General features: G+C 52.6%; 2 protein-coding genes. Both read left to right on the forward strand.

Going from position 1 to position 21021, the window contains the following annotated elements; genetic code table 11:
* The first annotated feature begins 25 nt into the window (after window positions 1-25).
* Window positions 26-9976: a non-ribosomal peptide synthetase gene (locus tag PSI22_RS12100; RefSeq protein ID WP_273579968.1), complete on the forward strand. Its 9951-nt coding sequence runs from the start codon at window positions 26-28 to the stop codon at window positions 9974-9976.
* Window positions 9973-20709 (forward strand): non-ribosomal peptide synthetase, encoded by a 10737-nt coding sequence (locus tag PSI22_RS12105; RefSeq protein WP_273579970.1) that lies wholly within the window; start codon window positions 9973-9975, stop codon window positions 20707-20709. Before PSI22_RS12100 ends, PSI22_RS12105 begins: the two co-directional genes overlap by 4 nt.
* Window positions 20710-21021 lie beyond the last annotated feature (312 nt).

Raw genomic sequence — 21021 nt, forward strand, 5'->3', positions numbered from 1 at the left:
ACTGGCTTTGAATGGTACTTAAAAAATGAATGATAATGAATTAATATCTTTACCATTAGCAGAACGTAAAAGACTACTTGAGTTAGCTAAAGCCGCAAAGCTAACTCGTCAGCAGACACAAAAAACAGAAATCCATGCACAACCCCGTGATGGGAACGTGCCATTATCCTGGGCGCAACAGCGCCTCTGGTTTTTAACGCAATTAGATCCTGCGGCACAAACGGCATACCACATGTCGGCAGGGCTGAACCTGCAAGGCCACCTGAATCAGAACGCGCTTAAAGCCGCGCTGGATCAGATTGTGGCACGTCATGAAATTCTGCGTACCACCATCGTGGACGTCGAAGGACAGCCCCAACAAATCATTGGCAGTGCCGATAGGGATTTTGCGTTATCTGTACAAGATCTCAGCCAGTTACCCACCACAGAACGGCAGACGGCGGTAGAAGAATGCGCCCAGCGTGAAGCCCTCCTTCCCTTCGATTTTACTCAGGGGCCTTTGATTCGGGGGCGACTGCTCCGTCTGGCAGAAGATAGCCATGTTCTGTTGTTAACTCAGCATCACATCATCTCCGATGGCTGGTCGGTCAATATATTGATGCAGGAACTTTCCACGCTTTATCAGGCTTTCTGTCAAGATCAGGCCGATCCATTACCCGCCTTGACACTCCAGTATGCTGACTATGCGCTCTGGCAGCGGCAATGGTTACAGGGTGACGTGCTGGAAAAACAGTTGGACTACTGGCGCAGTGAATTGCAGGGCGCACCGGTGATTTTAGAGTTACCCACCGACAAACCGCGTCCGACCCAACAGAGTTATGCCGGAAGCCGAGTCGATATAACACTGCCGCCTGCATTGAGTACCAAGTTAAAGGCATTCAGTCAGCGTCACGGCATTACCTTATTTATGACCTTATTGGCCGGATGGGCGGTATTACTTTCCCGTATCAGCGGACAACACGATCTGGTGATAGGCTCACCCGTCGCGAATCGCCAACGGCATGAGCTGGAGCCGCTGATAGGCTTTTTTGTCAATACGTTAGCGTTACGGATCCAACTGGGTGACAACCCCAGTGTCAGCGAGCTGTTGGCACGGGTGAAAAATCATGCTCTGGGGGCTTATGCACATCAGGATCTGCCATTCGAGCAATTAGTTGAGGCGTTAAAACCGCCGCGTAGCTTGGGCCATAGTCCTATTTTTCAAGTGATGCTGGCTCTGGATAATACGCCGGGACAGCAACATTTCGAGCTGGATGGATTGCATCTGCATGAACTGCCGCGAACCCGAGACAGTGCCTATTTTGATCTGACCTTAACGTTGAATGATACTGAGCAAGGTTTAGTCGGTGATCTGGAATATGCCAGCGATCTTTTTGAACATGCCAGTATTGAGCGGATGGTCGGCTACCTGCAAACCGTCCTGTCAGCTATGGTGGCCGATGACTGCCTGCGGGTAGACGATCTTCCCTTGCTGACCCCTTCACAACGCACTCAGTTATTGGCGAACTTTAACGATACCGCCATTCCATATCCAAAAAATGCTCTGATCCATCAGTTGTTCGAACAACAGGTGGAGCGCACTCCTGATAAAATTGCCCTGATCTGGGGAGAAACTCAACTGAGTTACTCCGAGCTGAATCAGCGAGCCAATCAACTGGCGCACGGCATAATGGCATCAGGAGTCCATCCGGATGATCGCGTCGCAATTTGTGCCGAGCGCAGTCTGGATATGGTCATCGGCCTCGTGGGAATTTTGAAGGCGGGCGCCAGTTACATTCCGCTAGACCCCAATCACCCGACTGAACGGCTGGCTTATATGCTGTCTGACAGTCAGCCAGTATTAATGCTCACTCAGCAACATCTGAAAGCCCGCCTGCCTGTCACAGACATACCAGTATGGGCACTGGATAGTGAAGAACATCAAACCAATATCGCCAGTCAGCCAAAAGACAATATCGACGCTTCTCAGCTAGGGCTGATCCCACAGAATCTGGCTTATGTGCTATACACCTCCGGTTCGACCGGCTTACCTAAAGGCGTCATGATCGAACACCAGAATGTGGTGCACTTAATCCATTCCCAGTTCCAGATGTCAAAATTGACACCGCAGGATCGGGTACTGCAATTTGCCTCTTTCGGATTTGACAACTCTGTCGCAGAAATTTTCCCGACATTTGCTATCGGGGCAACGGTCGTTTTGCGGCCAGACCATATCAAGGTGCCGGATACGGAATTTATTGCCTTTCTACAAAATCAGGGCATCACAGTTGTCGATTTGCCCACCGCTTTCTGGCACCTGTGGGCACAAGAAATCAGCGCCGGTTATAGCTGGCCTCCTGAGCAATTACGTTCCGTCGCGGCCGGAGGGGAAAAAGCCGAGCACCGCCATCTGATAACGTGGTTATCCAGTCCGGGCACACAAAAATGCCGCTGGCTCAATACCTATGGCCCGACAGAAACCACCGTCAATGCAACCTCAATCGTTATCGATAAAGAAAATCTCTGCACCTATGAAGATATCCCGATTGGCCGGCCTATCGCCAATACCCGGATCTATATTCTGGATCAACGTGGTCAACCCGTCCCGATTGGTGTAAATGGCGAAATTCATATCAGTGGCAGCGGGGTTGCGCGCGGGTATCTGAACCGGTCTGAGCTGACAGCAGAACGTTTTATTCAAGATCCCTTCAGTGACATTCCCGGCGCCCGTATGTACAAAACCGGCGATTTAGGGCGCTGGCTACCGGATGGCACCATCAGCTATTCGGGACGCAATGACTTTCAGGTTAAAATTCGCGGCTTCCGCATTGAGTTGGGTGAGATAGAAGCTCAACTGGCGACCTGCACGGGCGTCAAAGATGCCGTTGTCATAGTCAGAGAAGATAACAGCGGCGATAAACGTCTGGTTGCTTACTTAATCCCACAGTCTGGTGCAATTCTGAACGCGGCCAGCCTGCGTGAACAACTCAGTGTCAATCTGGCCAGTTATATGCTGCCAAGTGCCTTTGTCACACTGGAAGCCTTCCCGTTAAATCAGAACGGTAAGATAGACCGCCCGGCCCTGCCCGCCCCGGATCGTTCAGCCAGCGTCAGCCGCGAATATGCTGAACCTCAGGGTGAGATCGAGCAACAACTGGCCGCTATCTGGCAAAATTTATTGGGATTGGAGCGGGTCGGCCGCTATGACAGTTTCTTTGAACTGGGTGGACATTCTTTATTAACCGTCCAAGTCGCATCTCGTTTGCGCCAGTCTCTGAATATTGAAATAACGTTACAGGATCTGTTTACGCAACCGGTATTAGCGGATTTAGCCCAGTCATTGGTGACAGCAACCCAGTCAACACAACCGATGATCTTGCCCGCCAACCGTGAGCAAACATTACCCCTATCCTGGACACAGCAACGTCTCTGGTTTTTGGCTCAGTTAGATCCCGCCGCCCAGACAGCATACAACATGTCGGGCGGGCTGCACCTGCAAGGCCACCTGAACCAGAACGCGCTTAAAGCCGCGTTGGATCGCATCGTTGTCCGTCATGAAATTCTGCGCACCACCATCGTGCAGGCCGAAGGGAAAGCCCGGCAAGTCATTGGTGATGCAGATTGCGGTTTTTCTTTAACTGTCCGGGATCTCAGTCAGTTATCTTCATCAGCGCAGCAGGCAGCCATTGAGGAATGCGCCCAATTTGAAGCCAGCCATCCTTTCGATTTTGCGCAAGGACCGCTGATCCGCGCTCAACTACTCAAACTCGGCGAGCAGCAACACGTTCTGCTATTGACCCAACATCACATTATTTCCGATGGCTGGTCGCTTAATGTCCTGATGAACGAACTTTCTGCGCTATACCAAGCCTTCGGTCAGGGGCAAGCTGATCCATTGCCTGCATTAGCCATTCAATATGCCGACTATGCGGTTTGGCAACGGCAATGGCTACAAGGCGAAAGACTGGAAAAACAGTTGAGTTACTGGCGCAATGAGTTACAAGATGCCCCTACCTTATTGGAGCTGCCTACTGATAAAGTCCGCCCGTCAGTACAGAGTTATCATGGTGATCAGGTCACTTTCACTTTATCGCCAGAATTAAATTCAGGGTTAAGGGCATTGAGCCAGCGCCACGGCGCAACGTTGTTCATGACATTACTGGCTGGCTGGGGAATTTTGCTGTCACGGTTAAGTGGTCAGCCTGATCTCGTGATTGGTACGCCTGTCGCCAACCGTCAGTACAGCGAATTGGAGACTTTAATCGGCTTCTTCGCCAATACACTGGCCCTGAGGATCAAGTTAGAAGATAACCCGACCGTCAGCGCATTATTGGCAAGAGTGAAGTCTCATGCGCTGGAAGCCTACGCCCATCAGGATCTGCCATTTGAACAATTAGTCGAAGTGCTACAACCGCCACGCAGTTTAAGCCACAGCCCGATTTTCCAAGTGATGCTGGCTTTGGATAATACATCCAGTAAACAACGTTTCGAATTGGCGGAATTGAGCCTCAATCCGCTGGCGCTGACCAGAAACAGCGCCCATTTTGATCTGACTCTGGCACTGAGTGACACCGAAAATAGTCTGACATGTGAGTTGGAATATGCCAGCGATCTTTTTGAACGTTCCAGTATCGAGCGCATGGCGGGGTATCTGCAAAACCTGCTGGCGGCGATGGTCGCTGATGACAATCTGCGAGTGGCAGATCTGCCACTATTAATGCCACACGAACGCACTCAATTACTGACCGACTTTAACGATACCGCCGTCACCTATCCGCAGGACAAACTGCTACCACAGTTATTTGAGCAACAGGTGGAGTACACACCTGATGCCATTGCCCTAATCTGGGAAGACGCTCAACTCAGCTATGCCGAACTGAACCAGCGCGCCAACCAGCTGGCTCATGCCCTGATTGACTTTGGCGTTCAGCCCGATGACCGCGTCGCGATTTGTATCGAGCGTAATCTCGACATGGTGATTGGGATGCTGGGCATACTCAAAGCCGGTGCCGGTTATGTTCCGCTCGACCCGGAATACCCTGCCGAGCGTCTGGCCTATATCTTGTCAGACAGTGCGCCAAAATTACTGCTCACCCAACAGCATTTGCAGGCACGATTGCCGGTAGAACAACTCCCGGTCTGGCAACTGGACGATACCGGCCATTTAAATAGCGTGGCACAGCAACCGACCGATAACCCGGACCCACGCCAATTGGGGTTACATCCCCATCATCTGGCCTATATCATCTATACCTCCGGCTCTACCGGTCTGCCCAAAGGGGTGATGATTGAACATCACAACGTCGTGAATTTCACCTACTCCCAATGCCAGACCAGTGAACTCAAATCCACTGACCGCGTTCTGCAATTTGCGTCGGTTTCGTTTGATACGGCCGTGTCTGAAATTTTCCCGACGCTGTCAGTCGGAGCGACCTTGATCCTGCGTCCGGCGCATATTCGCATCCCGGATGCTACCTTCAGTCATTTCTTGCAGGAACAGGCGATCAGCATCGTCGATCTGCCTACCGCCTTCTGGCACCAGTGGGTACAGGAGATGAAAGCCGGCCGCAGTGATTTCAGTTCCCATGTACGTTCGGTCACAGTCGGCGGTGAAAAAGCTGAATACCGCCATTTCGTCACCTGGCAATCGATGCCGGAAACCCGGCACTGCCGCTGGATCGACACTTACGGGCCAACCGAAACCACCGTCATTGCCACGGCGCTGGCACTGAATGACCCGACTTCCTATGTAGCAGAATCCTTGTCGATTGGCCGTCCCCTGATCAATACCCACGTTTATATTCTTGATACACAGGGGCAGCCCGTCCCCCTTGGTGTCACCGGAGAAATCTACATTGGTGGCGCAGGCGTTGCCCGGGGTTATCTGAACCGCCCTGAACTCACCGCCGAGCGTTTTGTGTCCGACCCATTCCGTGAACAACCCCATGCACGGATGTACCGGACAGGTGATCTGGGCTGCTGGCAACCGGATGGCACGATTGTCTATCTCGGCCGCAATGACTTTCAGGTCAAGATACGCGGCTTCCGCATTGAACTGGGCGAAATTGAGGCTCAGTTGGCTGCCTGTGCGGGGGTCAGTGATGCCGTGGTGGTGGCGCGTGAAGAGGGCAGCGGCGATAAACGTCTGGTGGCGTACCTCGTGCCACAGCCTGATGTCACGTTGGATGCCGCCAGCCTGCGCGAACAACTGAGCACCCACTTGGCTGAATATATGCTGCCGAGTGCCTTCGTGATACTGGATGCGTTCCCGCTGAACCCGAACGGAAAACTGGATCGCAAGGCATTGCCGGCACCCGATCACGCCGCCACCGTCAGCCGTGAATATCAGGCACCTCAGGGAGAGATGGAGCAGCAACTGGCCGTTATCTGGCAAACCTTGCTGGGGCTGGAACAGGTCGGGCGTCAGGATAATTTCTTTGAACTGGGCGGGCATTCGCTGCTGGTGGTCAGCCTGATTGAACAACTGCGCCAAAGCAGTCTGAACCTGGATGTCAGCGCCGTCTTCTCTTCGCCGACACTGGCGGCGATGGCGGCTCGTCTGATAGTGAAAACGTCTGATGGTGCTGCTGGCACCAGCGTACAAAACGTGCCGCCGAATCTCATCACCGACGGTTGTCAGGCCATTACACCGGAGATGCTGCCACTGGTGGCACTGACACAGGATAACATTGACCAGATCGTCGCCCAAATCCCCGGAGGTGTCGCCAATATTCAGGATATCTATCCGTTGGGGCCATTGCAGGAAGGCATTCTGTTCCACCATTTACTGGAAACAACCGGTGACACCTATCTCGATAACCAGTTGATGACCTTTGACAGCCGCCCGCGTCTGGATACGTTTTTGCTGGCGCTGCAACAGGTTATCAACCGTCACGATATCCTGCGCAGTGCGGTTCACTGGAACGGCCTGCCGGAGCCAGTACAAGTGGTTTATCGTCAAGCCCCTCTTCCCATTGCCGAGTTGACGCTGTCGCCGGAACACGATGCCGAACAGCAGTTGCGCGATGCTACCGATTCCCGTTCGGTACGGATGGATCTGACTCAAGCCCCGTTATTGTCTATCAAGCTCGCCAAAGATCCGCACAGTGAAACCTGGTTTCTGGCTTTACTCCACCACCATCTGGTGTGTGATCACCTGTCGCTGGAGATGATATTTAACGAAGTGCAGGCAATGCTACTGGGACTGGATGACTCGTTGTCGCCATCGTTGCCTTACCGCAACTTTATCGCCCAGACCCGCACCGTGCCGCTTGAAAAACATCAGGACTACTTCCGCCAGCTCTTGGGTGATGTGGATGAACCTACCCTGCCCTTTGGCTTACTCGATATACAAGGCAACTCTGATGAACAGAGTGAAATAGCAGAAGCCAACTTCACTTTAGATAACGAACTGGCGCGCAAAATACGTGACTGCGCCCGTCAACAGGGCGTCAGTGCCGCGGTATTGTTCCACGTCGCCTGGGCGCAGGTAGTGGCGCAATGCAGCGGACGGGATGATGTCGTTTTCGGTACGGTATTACTGGGACGGTTGCAGGGAGGCTCAGGTGCCGATCAAGTCCTCGGCATGTTTATCAATACCCTGCCTGTGCGCGTTTTATTGCAGGAACGCACCGTGCGACAAACCGTTCAGGAAACTTACCGGCAGTTAAGTACATTGCTGGAACACGAACAAACCCCGCTGGCCATCGCCCAGCGTTGCAGCCGTGTTCAAGCGCCTCAACCTCTCTTTAACAGCCTGCTTAATTTCCGCCATAGCCAGCGTGACGATAAACAATCCGCATCACCGGCTTGGGAAGGTATTCAAATCCTCAGCGGTGAAGAACGCAGTAATTATCCTCTGTCGCTGGATGTGGATGACTTCGATGATGGCTTTGCCCTGACCGCCCAGTGTAACCGACAGGTTGATCCGGCACGCATTAACACTTATATGGATACCGTGCTGAGAGAGCTGGTGGCCGCACTGCAAAACGTCTCTGAACAAAGCATTCAATCTCTCGCCGTCCTGCCGCCAGATGAACGCACCCGGTTACTGGTGGACTTTAACAATACGGCAGTTTCCTATCCGCAAAATGTCCTGCTCCACCAGCCATTCGAACAGCAGGCGGAACGCACACCGGATGCCATTGCCTTAATCTGGGAAGATGTTCAACTCAGCTATGCCGAATTGAACCAGCGCGCCAACCAACTGGCATATCACCTGATTTCGTCTGGCGTGCAGCCCGATGATCGGGTGGCGATCTGTATCGAACGCAATCTTGACATGGTGATTGGTATGCTGGGCATATTAAAAGCCGGTGCAGGTTACGTTCCGCTCGATCCGGCCTACCCTGCCGAGCGGCTGGCCTATATCCTGTCAGACAGTGCGCCGAAATTACTGCTCACCCAGCAGCATTTACAGGTGCGATTAGCCGTAGAGGATCTCCCCGTCTGGCGACTGGACGATGCCGACCATTTAAGTACGGTGGCACAGCAACCGACCGATAACCCTGACTCACGCCGACTGGGGCTGCTTCCGCATCATCTGGCCTATATTATCTATACCTCCGGCTCCACCGGACTGCCCAAAGGGGTGATGATTGAGCACCGCAACGTGGTGAATTTTACCTATGCTCAATGCCAGGTCAGTGAGCTCAAATCCACTGACCGCGTCCTGCAATTTGCCTCGGTTTCGTTTGATACTGCCGTGTCTGAGATTTTCCCTACATTGGCCGTCGGGGCGACCTTAATCCTGCGCCCGGCGCATATTCAAGTACCGGATGCTACCTTCAGCCATTTCTTGCGGGAGCAGGCGATCAGTATCGTCGATCTGCCCACCGCCTTTTGGCACCAGTGGGTACAGGAGATGAAAGCCGGCCGCAGTGGTTTCAGTCCCCTCCTGCGTTCGGTCACGGTCGGCGGTGAAAAAGCCGAACCGCGTCATTACCTCACCTGGCAGTCGATGCCGGAAACCCGGCACTGTCGCTGGATCGACTCCTACGGGCCAACCGAAACCACTGTTATCACCACAGCGCTAGCACTGGACAACCACACTGCCGATTCTTCCTGTGTGACGGAAACCTTGTCGATTGGTCGCCCGATTGCCAATACCCGGATCTACATTCTCGATACGCGGGGACAGCCTGTACCCGTCGGGGTCACCGGAGAAATCTACATTGGCGGCGCGGGGGTTGCCCGGGGTTACCTGAATCGGCCTGAACTCACCACCGAACGTTTTGTGTCCGACCCCTTCAGTGAGCAACCCAATGCGCGGATGTACCGGACAGGCGATCTGGGCTGCTGGCAACCGGATGGTACGATTATCTATCTCGGCCGTAATGACTTTCAGGTCAAGCTCCGTGGCTTCCGCATTGAACTGGGTGAAATCGAAACCCAACTGGCCGCCTGCCCGGGTGTCAAGGATGCCGTGGTGGTGGCGCGTGAAGAGGATGCCGGTGATAAGCGTCTGGTGGCTTATGTGATCCCGCAACCCGATGCGTCTTTGGACGCAGCCAGCCTGCGTGAACAACTGAGCACGCACCTGACGGAATATATGCTGCCGAGTGCGTTCGTGATACTGGATGCCTTCCCGCTGACACCGAGTGGAAAACTGGATCGCAAAGCACTGCCGGCACCCGATCGTTCCGCCAGCGCCAGCCATGAATATGAAGCCCCTCAAGGTGAAATTGAACCGCAACTGGCCGCTATCTGGCAGACCCTGCTGGGACTGGAGCAGGTAGGGCGCCATGATAACTTCTTTGAGTTAGGCGGGAATTCATTATCCATCATGCGGTTATCCACTCACCTGCGTGAAGAATTCCACCTTGAAATTCCTATTGCAGACATTTTTCATCACTCAACACTGTATAAACTTGCTGAACTTATTCTATCAAGACAAATTGAAACCTTTTTCGCCCAAGATATAGAGTCGGTACAAAAAGAGTTGGAGAACCTGTCTGAAGAAGAGTTGCTTGCCATGTTAAATGGAGATCAACAATGAACATAAATGAACAAACTCTGGATAAATTACGGCAGGCAGTGCTCCAGAAAAAAATTAAAGAACGCATCCAAAATAGCCTGAGTACTGAAAAATATCAGATCCAGCCCAGAACTGACCCACAACAGGCGTTACCGCTATCCTGGGCGCAGCAGCGCCTATGGTTCCTTGCTCAATTGGATCCCGCCGCACAGACGGCGTATCACATACCGGCCGGCCTTCATCTGCAAGGCCAGCTGAACCAAAGCGCATTACAGGCCACGCTGGATAGCCTGGTGGCACGCCATGAAATTTTGCGAACCACCATTGCGCTGGTCGAGGGAAAAGCACAGCAAATCATTGGCGATGCAGACTGCGGCTTTACTTTAACCGTTCAGGATCTCAGCCAGTTGCCTGAGACAGAACAACAGACCACCATTGAAGAGTGTATGCAGTCTGAAGCGAGCCATCCCTTTGATTTTGAACATGGCCCGTTGATACGGGGACGATTACTCAAGCTCTCGCAGGATAGCCATATCCTGCTGTTAACTCAGCATCACATTATCTCCGATGGCTGGTCAATCAATGTGTTGATGCAGGAACTCTCGACGCTTTACCACACTTTCGATCAGGGTCTGGCAAACCCGTTACCCCCATTGACGCTCCAGTATGCCGACTATGCGCTCTGGCAACGGCAGTGGCTACAGGGCGAAGTGCTGGAAAAACAATTGGATTACTGGTGCAGTGCACTACAGGATGCCCCCGCACTCTTAACACTTCCCACAGACAGGCCTCGTCCGCCACAGCAGAGTTATGCCGGCGGAAGCGTTGAAATCACGTTTCCTGCGACGCTGAAAGCACAATTAAAAACACTCGGCCAACGTCATGGGACAACCTTATTTATGACCCTGCTGGCGGGCTGGGCAGTGTTACTCTCCCGCATCAGTGGACAGAAGGATCTGGTAATAGGCACGCCCGTCGCAAATCGCCAGCATCGTGAACTGGAGCCTTTGCTCGGTTTCTTTGTCAATACGTTAGCGCTGCGGGTACAGTTGCATGACAACCCAACCGTCAGTGAGCTATTGGCACAGGTGAAAGCCCATACCCTGAATGCTTACGTGCATCAGGATCTGCCATTCGAACAGTTAGTTGAAGCGTTAAAACCCCCGCGCAGCCTGAGCCATAGCCCGATCTTTCAGGTCATGCTGTCTCAGGAAAATACGCCGGGGCAACAAAACGTTGAACTACCGGGGCTGACGATCAGTGAGCTGGAGTTACCTGAAAACAGCTCACATTTCGATCTGTCGTTATCCCTGAATGATAGCGAAAACGGATTGGTGGGCGGGCTGGAATACGCCCGCGATCTTTTTGACCCTGCCAGCATTGAGCGCATGGTTGGCTACCTGACCACCCTGCTCACCGCCATGACAGCGGATGACACGCTGCGGGTAGAAGAGCTGCCACTCTTGATGCCACAAGAGCGTACCCGGCTATTGGTGGATTTCAACGAAACTACCGTGGCCTATCCGAAAGATATCCTGCTCCATCAGATGGTTGAGCAGCAGGCAGAGCGCACACCGGATGCCATTGCCTTAATCTGGGAAGACGCTCAACTCAGCTACGCCGAACTGAACCAGCGCGCCAACCAACTGGCTCACGCCCTGATTGACTTTGGCGTTCAGCCCGATGACCGCGTGGCGATTTGTGCCGAGCGTAGCCCCGATATGATCATGGGTATGCTGGGCATATTAAAAGCGGGTGCAGGTTATATTCCGCTAGATACCGAATACCCTGCCGAGCGGCTGGCCTATATCCTGTCAGACAGTGCGCCAAAATTATTGCTCACTCAACAGCATTTGCAGGCACAGTTAGCGGTAGACGGCCTGCCCGTCTGGCAACTGGACGACGCCGGCCATTTAAATGCCGTGGCACAGCAACCGACACACAACCCTGAACTGTGCCAAGCAGGGTTACTGCCACATCATCTGGCCTATATCATCTATACCTCCGGCTCCACGGGGCAGCCCAAAGGCGTGATGATTGAGCACCGCAACGTGGTGAATTTTGTGCATTCCCAATGCCAGATCAATGAACTCAAATCCACGGATCGCGTTCTGCAATTTTCCTCGGTTTCCTTTGATACGGCCGTCTCTGAAATTTTCCCGACGTTGTCTGTCGGGGCGACTTTAATCCTGCGTCCGGCGCATATTCGCATACCCGATGCCGCCTTTGGTCATTTCTTGCAGGAACAACGGATCAGCATCGCAGAACTGCCCACCGCCTTCTGGCACCAGTGGGTACAGGAGATGAAAGCCGGCCGCAGTGGTTTCAGCACCCATCTGCGTTCAGTCACGGTCGGCGGCGAAAAAGCCGAACACCGTCATTTCGTCACTTGGCAATCAATGCCGGAAACCCGGAATTGCCGCTGGCTCGACACCTACGGGCCAACGGAAACCACCGTCATTGCCACTGCACTGACACTGAACAGCCATGCCGCCCGTTCTTTCTGTGCGGCGGAAACCTTGTCGATTGGCCGTCCCATTGCCAATACCCGGATCTATATTCTCGATACACAGGGACAGCCTGTACCCATCGGAGTCGCCGGAGAAATCTATATTGGCGGCGCAGGGGTTGCCCGGGGTTATCTGAATCGGCCTGAACTCACTGCCGAACGTTTTGTGTCTGATCCTTTCAGTGAACAGCCCAATGCGCGCATGTACCGGACAGGCGATCTGGGCTGCTGGCGACCGGATAGCACGATTGTCTATCTCGGCCGCAATGACTTTCAGGTCAAGATCCGTGGGTTCCGTATTGAACTGGGGGAAATCGAAGCGCAATTGGCCGACTGTCCCGGTGTCAGTGATGCCGTGGTGGTGGCGCGTGAAGAAGGCGCAGGCGATAAACGTCTGGTCGCGTACCTCGTGCCGAAGGCTGATGTCACACTGGATGCCGCCAGCCTGCGCGAACAACTGAGCACCCGCCTGATGGAACATATGCTTCCCAGTGCATTTGTCATGCTGGAAGCCTTCCCGCTGAACCCGAATGGCAAAGTGGATCGCAAGGCGCTGCCGGCACCGGATCGTACCGCCATAATCAGCCGTGAATATCAGGCACCTCAAGGGGAAACCGAGCAGCAACTGGCCGCGGTTTGGCAAAATCTGTTGGGGTTAGAGCAGATTGGACGTCAAGACAACTTCTTTGAACTAGGCGGGCATTCACTGCTGGTCGTCAGCCTGATCGAACAACTGCGCCAACGCGGTCTCGCCGTGAGTGTCAGCGCGGTTTTCTCAGCGCCGACGCTAGCCGCTATGGCCGCACATTTAACCGATGACGCCGCATCTGATACCCGTACGCAGGCCGTTCCCCCGAACCTGATCCCGGACAATTGCCATGCCATTACGCCGGAGATGCTGCCACTGGTCACGCTGACACAAGACAATATTGACCAGCTTGTTACCCAAGTCAGCGGCGGGGCGGCCAACATTCAGGATATTTACCCGCTGGGGCCATTGCAGGAAGGCATTCTGTTCCACCATATGCTGGAAACAACGGGTGACACCTATCTCGATAGCCAGCTAATGACCTTTGACAGTCGCCAGCGGCTGGATGCGTTTCTGCTGGCACTGCAACAGGTGATCGACCGTCACGATATCCTGCGTAGCGCCGTCCACTGGCATGGGCAACCTGAGCCGGTACAGGTAGTTTACCGGCAGGCTCCTCTTCCTGTGATAGCGTTAGTCCTGTCACCAGAGGAAGACGCTGAACAGCAATTACGCCGCTATACGGATTCTCGCGCCATACGGATGGATATCACCCAAGCGCCGTTAATGTCGGCCAATATTGCCAAAGATCCGCATAGCGAAACCTGGCTGTTGTCCTTGCTGCACCATCATTTGGTGTGTGATCACCTGTCGCTGGAACTGATATTTAATGAAGTCCAGACATTGCTGCTGGGACAAGGTGAACATCTACAGCCCGCGTTGCCCTACCGTAACTTCATCGCCCAGACCCGAAGCGTACCGGTTGAAAAACATCAGGCTTATTTTCAACAGTTGCTGGGTGATGTCGATGAACCGACCCTGCCCTTTGGTTTACTGGATGTTCAGGCAAGTAATAATGAGATCGCAGAAGCCGTTTTAACACTGGATGACGAACTGGCGCACAGGATACGAGACTGCGCCCGTCAGCAGGGAGTTAGCGCCGCCGTCCTGTTCCATGTCGCTTGGGCACAAGTGCTGGCGCAATGCAGTAATCGGGAAGATGTGGTCTTCGGGACGGTGTTATTGGGACGGTTACAGGGGGGTGAGGATACGACCCGAATACTGGGTATGTTTATCAATACTTTACCCGTTCGTGTCATCTTGCAGGATCGCAGTGTGCAACAAACGGTACAGGAAACTTATCAGCAACTCAGCCAGTTACTGGCACATGAGCAGGCACCACTGGCAATTGCCCAGCGTTGCAGTGGGATTCCTGTTTCCCTGCCCCTGTTTAACAGCCTACTCAATTTCCGTCACAGCTCAGATGATGACGAGCAGGATCTATCACTCGCCTGGGAAGGTATCCAGACCCTCAGTGGTGAAGAGCGTAGTAATTACCCGTTGTCGCTGGATGTGGACGCCTTCGATGAAGGTTTTGCGCTGACCGCGCAATGCAGCCAGCAAATTGATCCTGCCCGCATTAACGCTTATATGGATATTGCCCTGAAAGAGCTGGTGGCGGCGCTGCAAAATCAGCCTGAACAAAGTATCCAGTCCTTGACTATCCTGCCATCAGCAGAACGTGCTCAGTTGCTAGCAGACTTTAACAATACCGCAGTGGCCTATCCGCAGGATAAACTGCTACCGCAGTTATTTGAGCAGCAAGTAGAGCACACACCCGATGCGATTGCCTTAATCTGGGAAGACGCTCAACTCAGCTATGCCGAATTGAACCAGCGCGCCAACCAACTGGCTCACGCCCTGATTGCTTTTGGTGTTCAGCCTGATGACCGCGTGGCGATTTGTATTGAGCGCAATCTCGACATGGTAATTGGGATGCTCGGCATATTAAAAGCCGGGGCGGGTTATGTTCCGCTTGACCCTGAATACCCTGCCGAACGTCTGACCTATATCCTGTCAGACAGTGCGCCAAAATTACTGCTCACCCAGCAGCATTTGCAGGCACGATTGCCGATAGAAAATCTTACCGTCTGGCAACTGGACGAAGCCAGCCATTTAAATACCGTGGCACCGCAACCGACCGATAACCCGGACCCACGCCAGTTGGGGCTGCATCCCCATCATCTGGCCTATATCATCTATACCTCCGGCTCCACCGGTCTACCTAAAGGGGTGATGATTGAACACCATAACGTGGTGAATTTCACCTATGCCCAATGCCAGAACAGTGAGCTCAAATCCACTGACCGCGTCCTGCAATTTGCCTCAGTTTCATTTGATACTGCCGTGTCTGAAATCTTCCCGACGCTGGCCGTTGGCGCAACCCTGATCCTGCGTCCGGCGCATATTCGCATACCCGATGCCACATTCAGTCATTTCTTGCAGGAGCAGGCGATCAGCGTCGCCGATCTGCCTACCGCCTTCTGGCACCAGTGGGTACAGGAGATGAAAGCCGGCCGCAGTGGTTTCAGTTCCCACCTGCGTTCGGTCACGGTCGGCGGTGAAAAAGCCGAACACCGCCATTTCGTCACTTGGCAATCGATGCCGGAAACCCGACACTGCCGCTGGATCGACACCTACGGGCCAACGGAAACGACGGTCATTGCCACGGCGCTGGCATTGAATGACCCTGCTTCCTATGGCATGGAAACCCTGTCGATTGGCCATCCTCTTATCAATACCTACATTTATATTCTTGATACGCGGGGGCAACCCGTCCCCATTGGTGTCACCGGAGAAATCTATATTGGTGGCGCAGGGGTTGCCCGAGGCTATCTGAACCGGCCTGAACTCACTGCCGAACGTTTTATGTCCGACCCATTCCGTGAACAACCTCATGCGCGGATGTACCGGACGGGCGATCTGGGCTGCTGGCGACCGGATGGCACAATTGTCTACCTCGGCCGCAATGATTTTCAGGTCAAAATCCGTGGCTTCCGCATTGAACTGGGTGAAATCGAAAACCAGTTGGCCGCCTGTGCGGGGGTCAGTGATGCCGTGGTGGTGGCGCGTGAAGAAGGCGCAGGCGATAAACGTCTGGTGGCTTACCTCGTGCCGAAGTCCGATGTCACGTTGGATGCCGCCGATTTGCGCGAACAATTGAGTACTCATCTGGCAGAGTATATGCTGCCGAGCGCATTCGTGATACTGGATACGTTCCCGCTGAACCCGAACGGCAAACTGGATCGCAAGGCCTTGCCGGCCCCCGATCACGCCGCCTCCATCAGCCGTGAATTTCAGGCTCCTCAGGGTGAAACCGAACAACAACTTGCCTCTGTCTGGCAGACCCTGCTGGGGCTGGAGCAGGTTGGGCGCCATGACAACTTCTTTGAACTGGGCGGGCATTCGCTGCTGGTCGTCAGCCTGATTGAACAACTGCGCCAACGCAATCTGACACTGGATGTCAGTAGCGTCTTCTCTTCGCCGACACTGGCAGCGATGGCGGTTCGTCTGGCCGCGTCAGATTCTGATGGCTCTGCCGGCATAAGCGTACCGCCGAATCTCATCACCGACGATTGCCAGGTTATTACACCGGAGATGCTGCCGCTGGTGGCACTGACGCAGACCAACATTGACCAAATCGTTACCCAAGTCTCCGGCGGAATCAGTAACATTCAGGATATCTACCCGCTGGGGCCATTGCAGGAAGGTATTCTGTTCCACCATTTACTGGAAACGGAAGGCGATACTTATCTGGACAACCTGTTGATGACCTTTGACAGCCGCCAGCGTCTGGATGCGTTTTTACTCGCGCTGCAACAGGTGTTCCACCGCCACGATATTCTGCGCAGTGCGATTCTCTGGGATGACCTGCCGCAGCCGGTACAGGTGGTTTATCGTCAGGCACCGATCCCCGTCACAGAGTTAACCCTGTCACCGGAGGAAGAGGCCGAACAGCAACTGCGTCGCCATATTGATCCGCGCTCGGTACGGATGGATATCACCCAAGCGCCGTTAATGTCTGCCAGCCTTGCCAAAGATCCGCAGAGTGAAACCTGGTTTCTGGCTTTACTCCACCACCATCTGGTGTGTGATCACCAGTCGCTGGAGATGATATTTAACGAAGTGCAGGCAATCATGATAGGCCAGAGCGACGATCTGCCGCCGTCCCTGCCCTACCGTAACTTTATCGCCCAGACCCGCGCCGTACCGCTTGAAAAACATCAGGACTATTTCCGCCAGCTTTTGGGAGATGTGGATGAACCCACCCTGCCCTTTGGCTTACAGGAAGTCTATGGCGAAGATAGCCACATCATAGAAGCGGAATTCGATCTGGATGCTTCGTTTGCGCAGACACTACGGGAATGCGCCCGTCAGCAGGGAGTCAGTGCCGCAGTACTGTTCCACGTCGCTTGGGCGCAGGTACTGGCACAATGCAGCGGACGGGATGATGTCGTCTTCGGTACGGTGTTATTGGGACGATTACAGGGTGTTGCCGGTGCCGATCAGACACTGGGGATGTTCATGAATACATTACCCATACGGATCAAATTGAGTACCTTCAATGTACAGCAGGTCGTCCAGCAAACTTATCGCTTATTGAGTGAATTACTGGAACATGAACAGGCACCGCTGGCAATGGCTCAAAATTGCAGTGGAGTTACCCCGCCTCTGCCATTGTTCAGTAGCCTGTTGAATTATCGTCATAATCAGGACGATACCCAGCAGACAACCCTCACGGCCTGGGAAGGCATCGGACTATTAAATGTCGATGAGCGCACCAACTATCCTCTGAGTTTATCTGTCGATGACACCGCGCAAGGCTTTACACTGGTCGCACAGTGTGTTCCGGAACTTGATCCCATGCGGATTAATAACTTCATGAACACCGTGTTGCATGGCTTAGTTGAAAGCCTGAAAAATTCGCCGGAACAAACTTGCCTGCAACTCAACATACTGCCGCAGGAAGAACGTACACAGCTTCTGCGAACGTTCAACAACACCCGTGAGGCTTACCCGCAGGATCAACTGATCCACCAGCTCATTGAACAACAGGTAGAGCGCTCCCCTACCGCAACCGCGCTGATTTATGATGACAATCAATTGAGTTACGACGAACTGAACCGTCGGGCCAACCAACTGGCACACTATCTGATTGCGTTTGGGGTACGTCCGGATGATCGGGTTGCCATTTGTGTAGAGCGTGGTCTGGAGATGGTCATCGGCTTATTAGCAATCATGAAAGCCGGGGCGGGTTATATTCCTCTCGATCCGGAATATCCCGGTGAACGCCTGTCTTATATGCTATCAGATAGCCAGCCCACCGTATTACTGACTCAGCATAGCCTGCAAACCCGTTTGTCTGAGACCGATACGCCAATATTGATACTGGATAGTGATGAATATCAGGCAAATATCATTCATCAACCTGAGTGCAACCTGCCAGCCGCCGATTTAGGTATTACATCACGCAATCTGGCCTATGTGCTGTATACCTCCGGTTCGACGGGACGCCCCAAAGGGGTCATGGTTGAGCATATTGGGGTAGTAAACCTGCTGCTATCAATGAAAGACCGACTGCAAATCTCTGTCGATGATACCCTGCTCACCGCGACCACAATTGGCTTTGATGTTGCCGCACTTGAGTTGTATCTGCCCTTATGCAACGGCAGTACCTGCGTCATAGCGCCATCATTGACCGCCAGAGATCCAGAGCAATTAGCGGAATTGATCGCCGCACGCAACATCAAAGTCATGCAGGCGACTCCTACGACCTGGCGCATGCTACTTGATTCCGGCTGGACAGGTGCCGCGATCAAAGCGACAAGCGGGGGAGAAGCATTACCTCACGAACTGGCACAGCGTTTAAAAGAAAAAGTCAGTGGATTGTGGAACCTGTATGGGCCGACAGAAACCACTATCTGCTCAACGGCCTCTGGCAACCTACAGACAGAGCCGACGAGCCGCCATACCACGTCCCAGATCACGATTGGCCGCCCGATTGCCAATACGCAGATCTACATTCTTGATAAACACGGCCATCCCGTTCCGATGGGTGTGGCCGGTGAAATTCATATCGGCGGCATTGGCGTCACGCGTGGCTATTTTAACCGTCCGGATCTCACAGCAGAGCGTTTTGTCCATGACCCATTCAGTGACGAAGCGGATGCACCGGCTGATAGACGCATGTATAAAACGGGAGATTTGGGACGCTGGCTTCCCGACGGCAACATTGACTATCTCGGCCGCAATGATTTTCAGGTCAAAATCCGCGGATTCCGTATTGAATTAGGGGAAATTGAAGCCAGATTACTCGCCTGTGCCGATATCAAAGAAGCCGTTGTCATGGTTCGTGAAGATACCGCCAATGATAAGCGTCTGGTCGCCTATCTGGTATTACAGCCGGAAGCGTCCCTGAACCCAGAGAAACTCCGTGAAACGTTACAGGCCAGTTTAGCCAGCTATATGGTTCCCAATGCCTTTGTAGCGCTGGATTCATTCCCACAGACACCAAACGGTAAACTGGATCGTCAAGCGTTGCCATTACCGGATGACTCAGCGGTCATTGCTCAAATCGGTTATGAAGCGCCGGTCGGAGAAACAGAAAATATCATTGCTCAAGTCTGGCAAGAAAGCCTCGGCCTCGAACGTGTCGGCAGGCATGATCACTTCTTTGAATTGGGGGGTCACTCCTTATTGACATTGCAAGTTGTCGTGCGCTTACGTCAAGCGCTCGACATCGATATCGCCATACGCGACCTGCTTATTTATCCGACAATCAATGAACTTGCCGCTTATCTTCAAGCGAAAAATCCATTGAGTTCCCCTCTGGTTCAACAGCAAAATATCGTCACAATCCGTAAAGGCAATGGAAAATCCTCATTGTTCCTCATTCATCCGGCGGGAGGTGACGTTCAGTATGCTTACGATCTTGCCCCTTATATTGATGATAAGGATCGGTCAATTTATGGGATCATCGCCAGTGATGCCTTTGGGGAAGAAAATGCCCGGTTAACCATCAGCGAAATCGCCAAAGAGTACGTTGCCTGTCTCCGTCAGACGCAGATACAAGGGCCTTATGATCTGGCCGGATGGTCAATTGGTGGAGCCATTGCGTATGAAATGGCGTGCCAACTGACGACTGAGGGCGAAGCCGTCAATTTTATCGGTCTATTTGATTCAGGTGCCAGCTATCAGGACGCATTTTCTCTGGAAGAAAAACAGGCAGGTCTGCCATTTAATGAAACAGCCACATTGCTTGAAGTACTGCCAGAAAATATGCCGACCTCTCTGCATGATGAGATACAGAGATTAGCGGAAAACCATGACTGCGCGGCAATATTAATGCTTGCTCAACAGAACGATTTATTACCCGCTTCTGAGAATATCAGGCATCAATTACACCTTTATCACAACATTTCTGTCGCTGCTTATCACTATATTCCATCGACAGCCACGGTTGACGTCACCCTGTTCAGGGCAACGGAAGAAAATGATCAGAGTAGTCACGCCCTTGGCTGGGAAGCCGTTATACCGAAGGAACGGCTAACTGTCGTTCCGATCAACGGTTCTCATGAATCCATCATGGAGCCACCCCACATCCAAGATGTCGGGAAGGCATTACTTTCAGCCATGACGACCCCAAGAGGACATTAATTGATTTAAAGAGCGTTCGCAAAAGCGGACGCTCTTTTTAACTGCTTATCTAATAAGAGATTTAGTTGCTGAAGAAAAAATATAAAATCTCAAACGCTTAAAATCAAATAACCTATAATCCAATTTATTCTATGATAAAAATATATTTATTAAATATAAATATAAATATAAATATAAATATAAATATAAAAGAATAATAAGATAATAAGATAATAAGATAATAAGATAATAAGATAATAAGATAATAAGATAATAAGATAATAAGATAATAAGATAATAAGATAATAAGATAATAAGATAATAAGATAATAA

The sequence above is a fragment of the Xenorhabdus aichiensis genome (assembly GCF_028598775.1).
GTDB lineage: Bacteria > Pseudomonadota > Gammaproteobacteria > Enterobacterales > Enterobacteriaceae > Xenorhabdus > Xenorhabdus bovienii.

What these genes read in the sequence shown, in the direction of transcription:
- PSI22_RS12105 (WP_273579970.1), top strand. Translation starts at nt 9,973, where the DNA reads ATGAACATAAATGAACAAACTCTGGATAAATTACGGCAGGCAGTGCTC.
- PSI22_RS12100 (WP_273579968.1), top strand. Translation starts at nt 26, where the DNA reads ATGAATGATAATGAATTAATATCTTTACCATTAGCAGAACGTAAAAGA.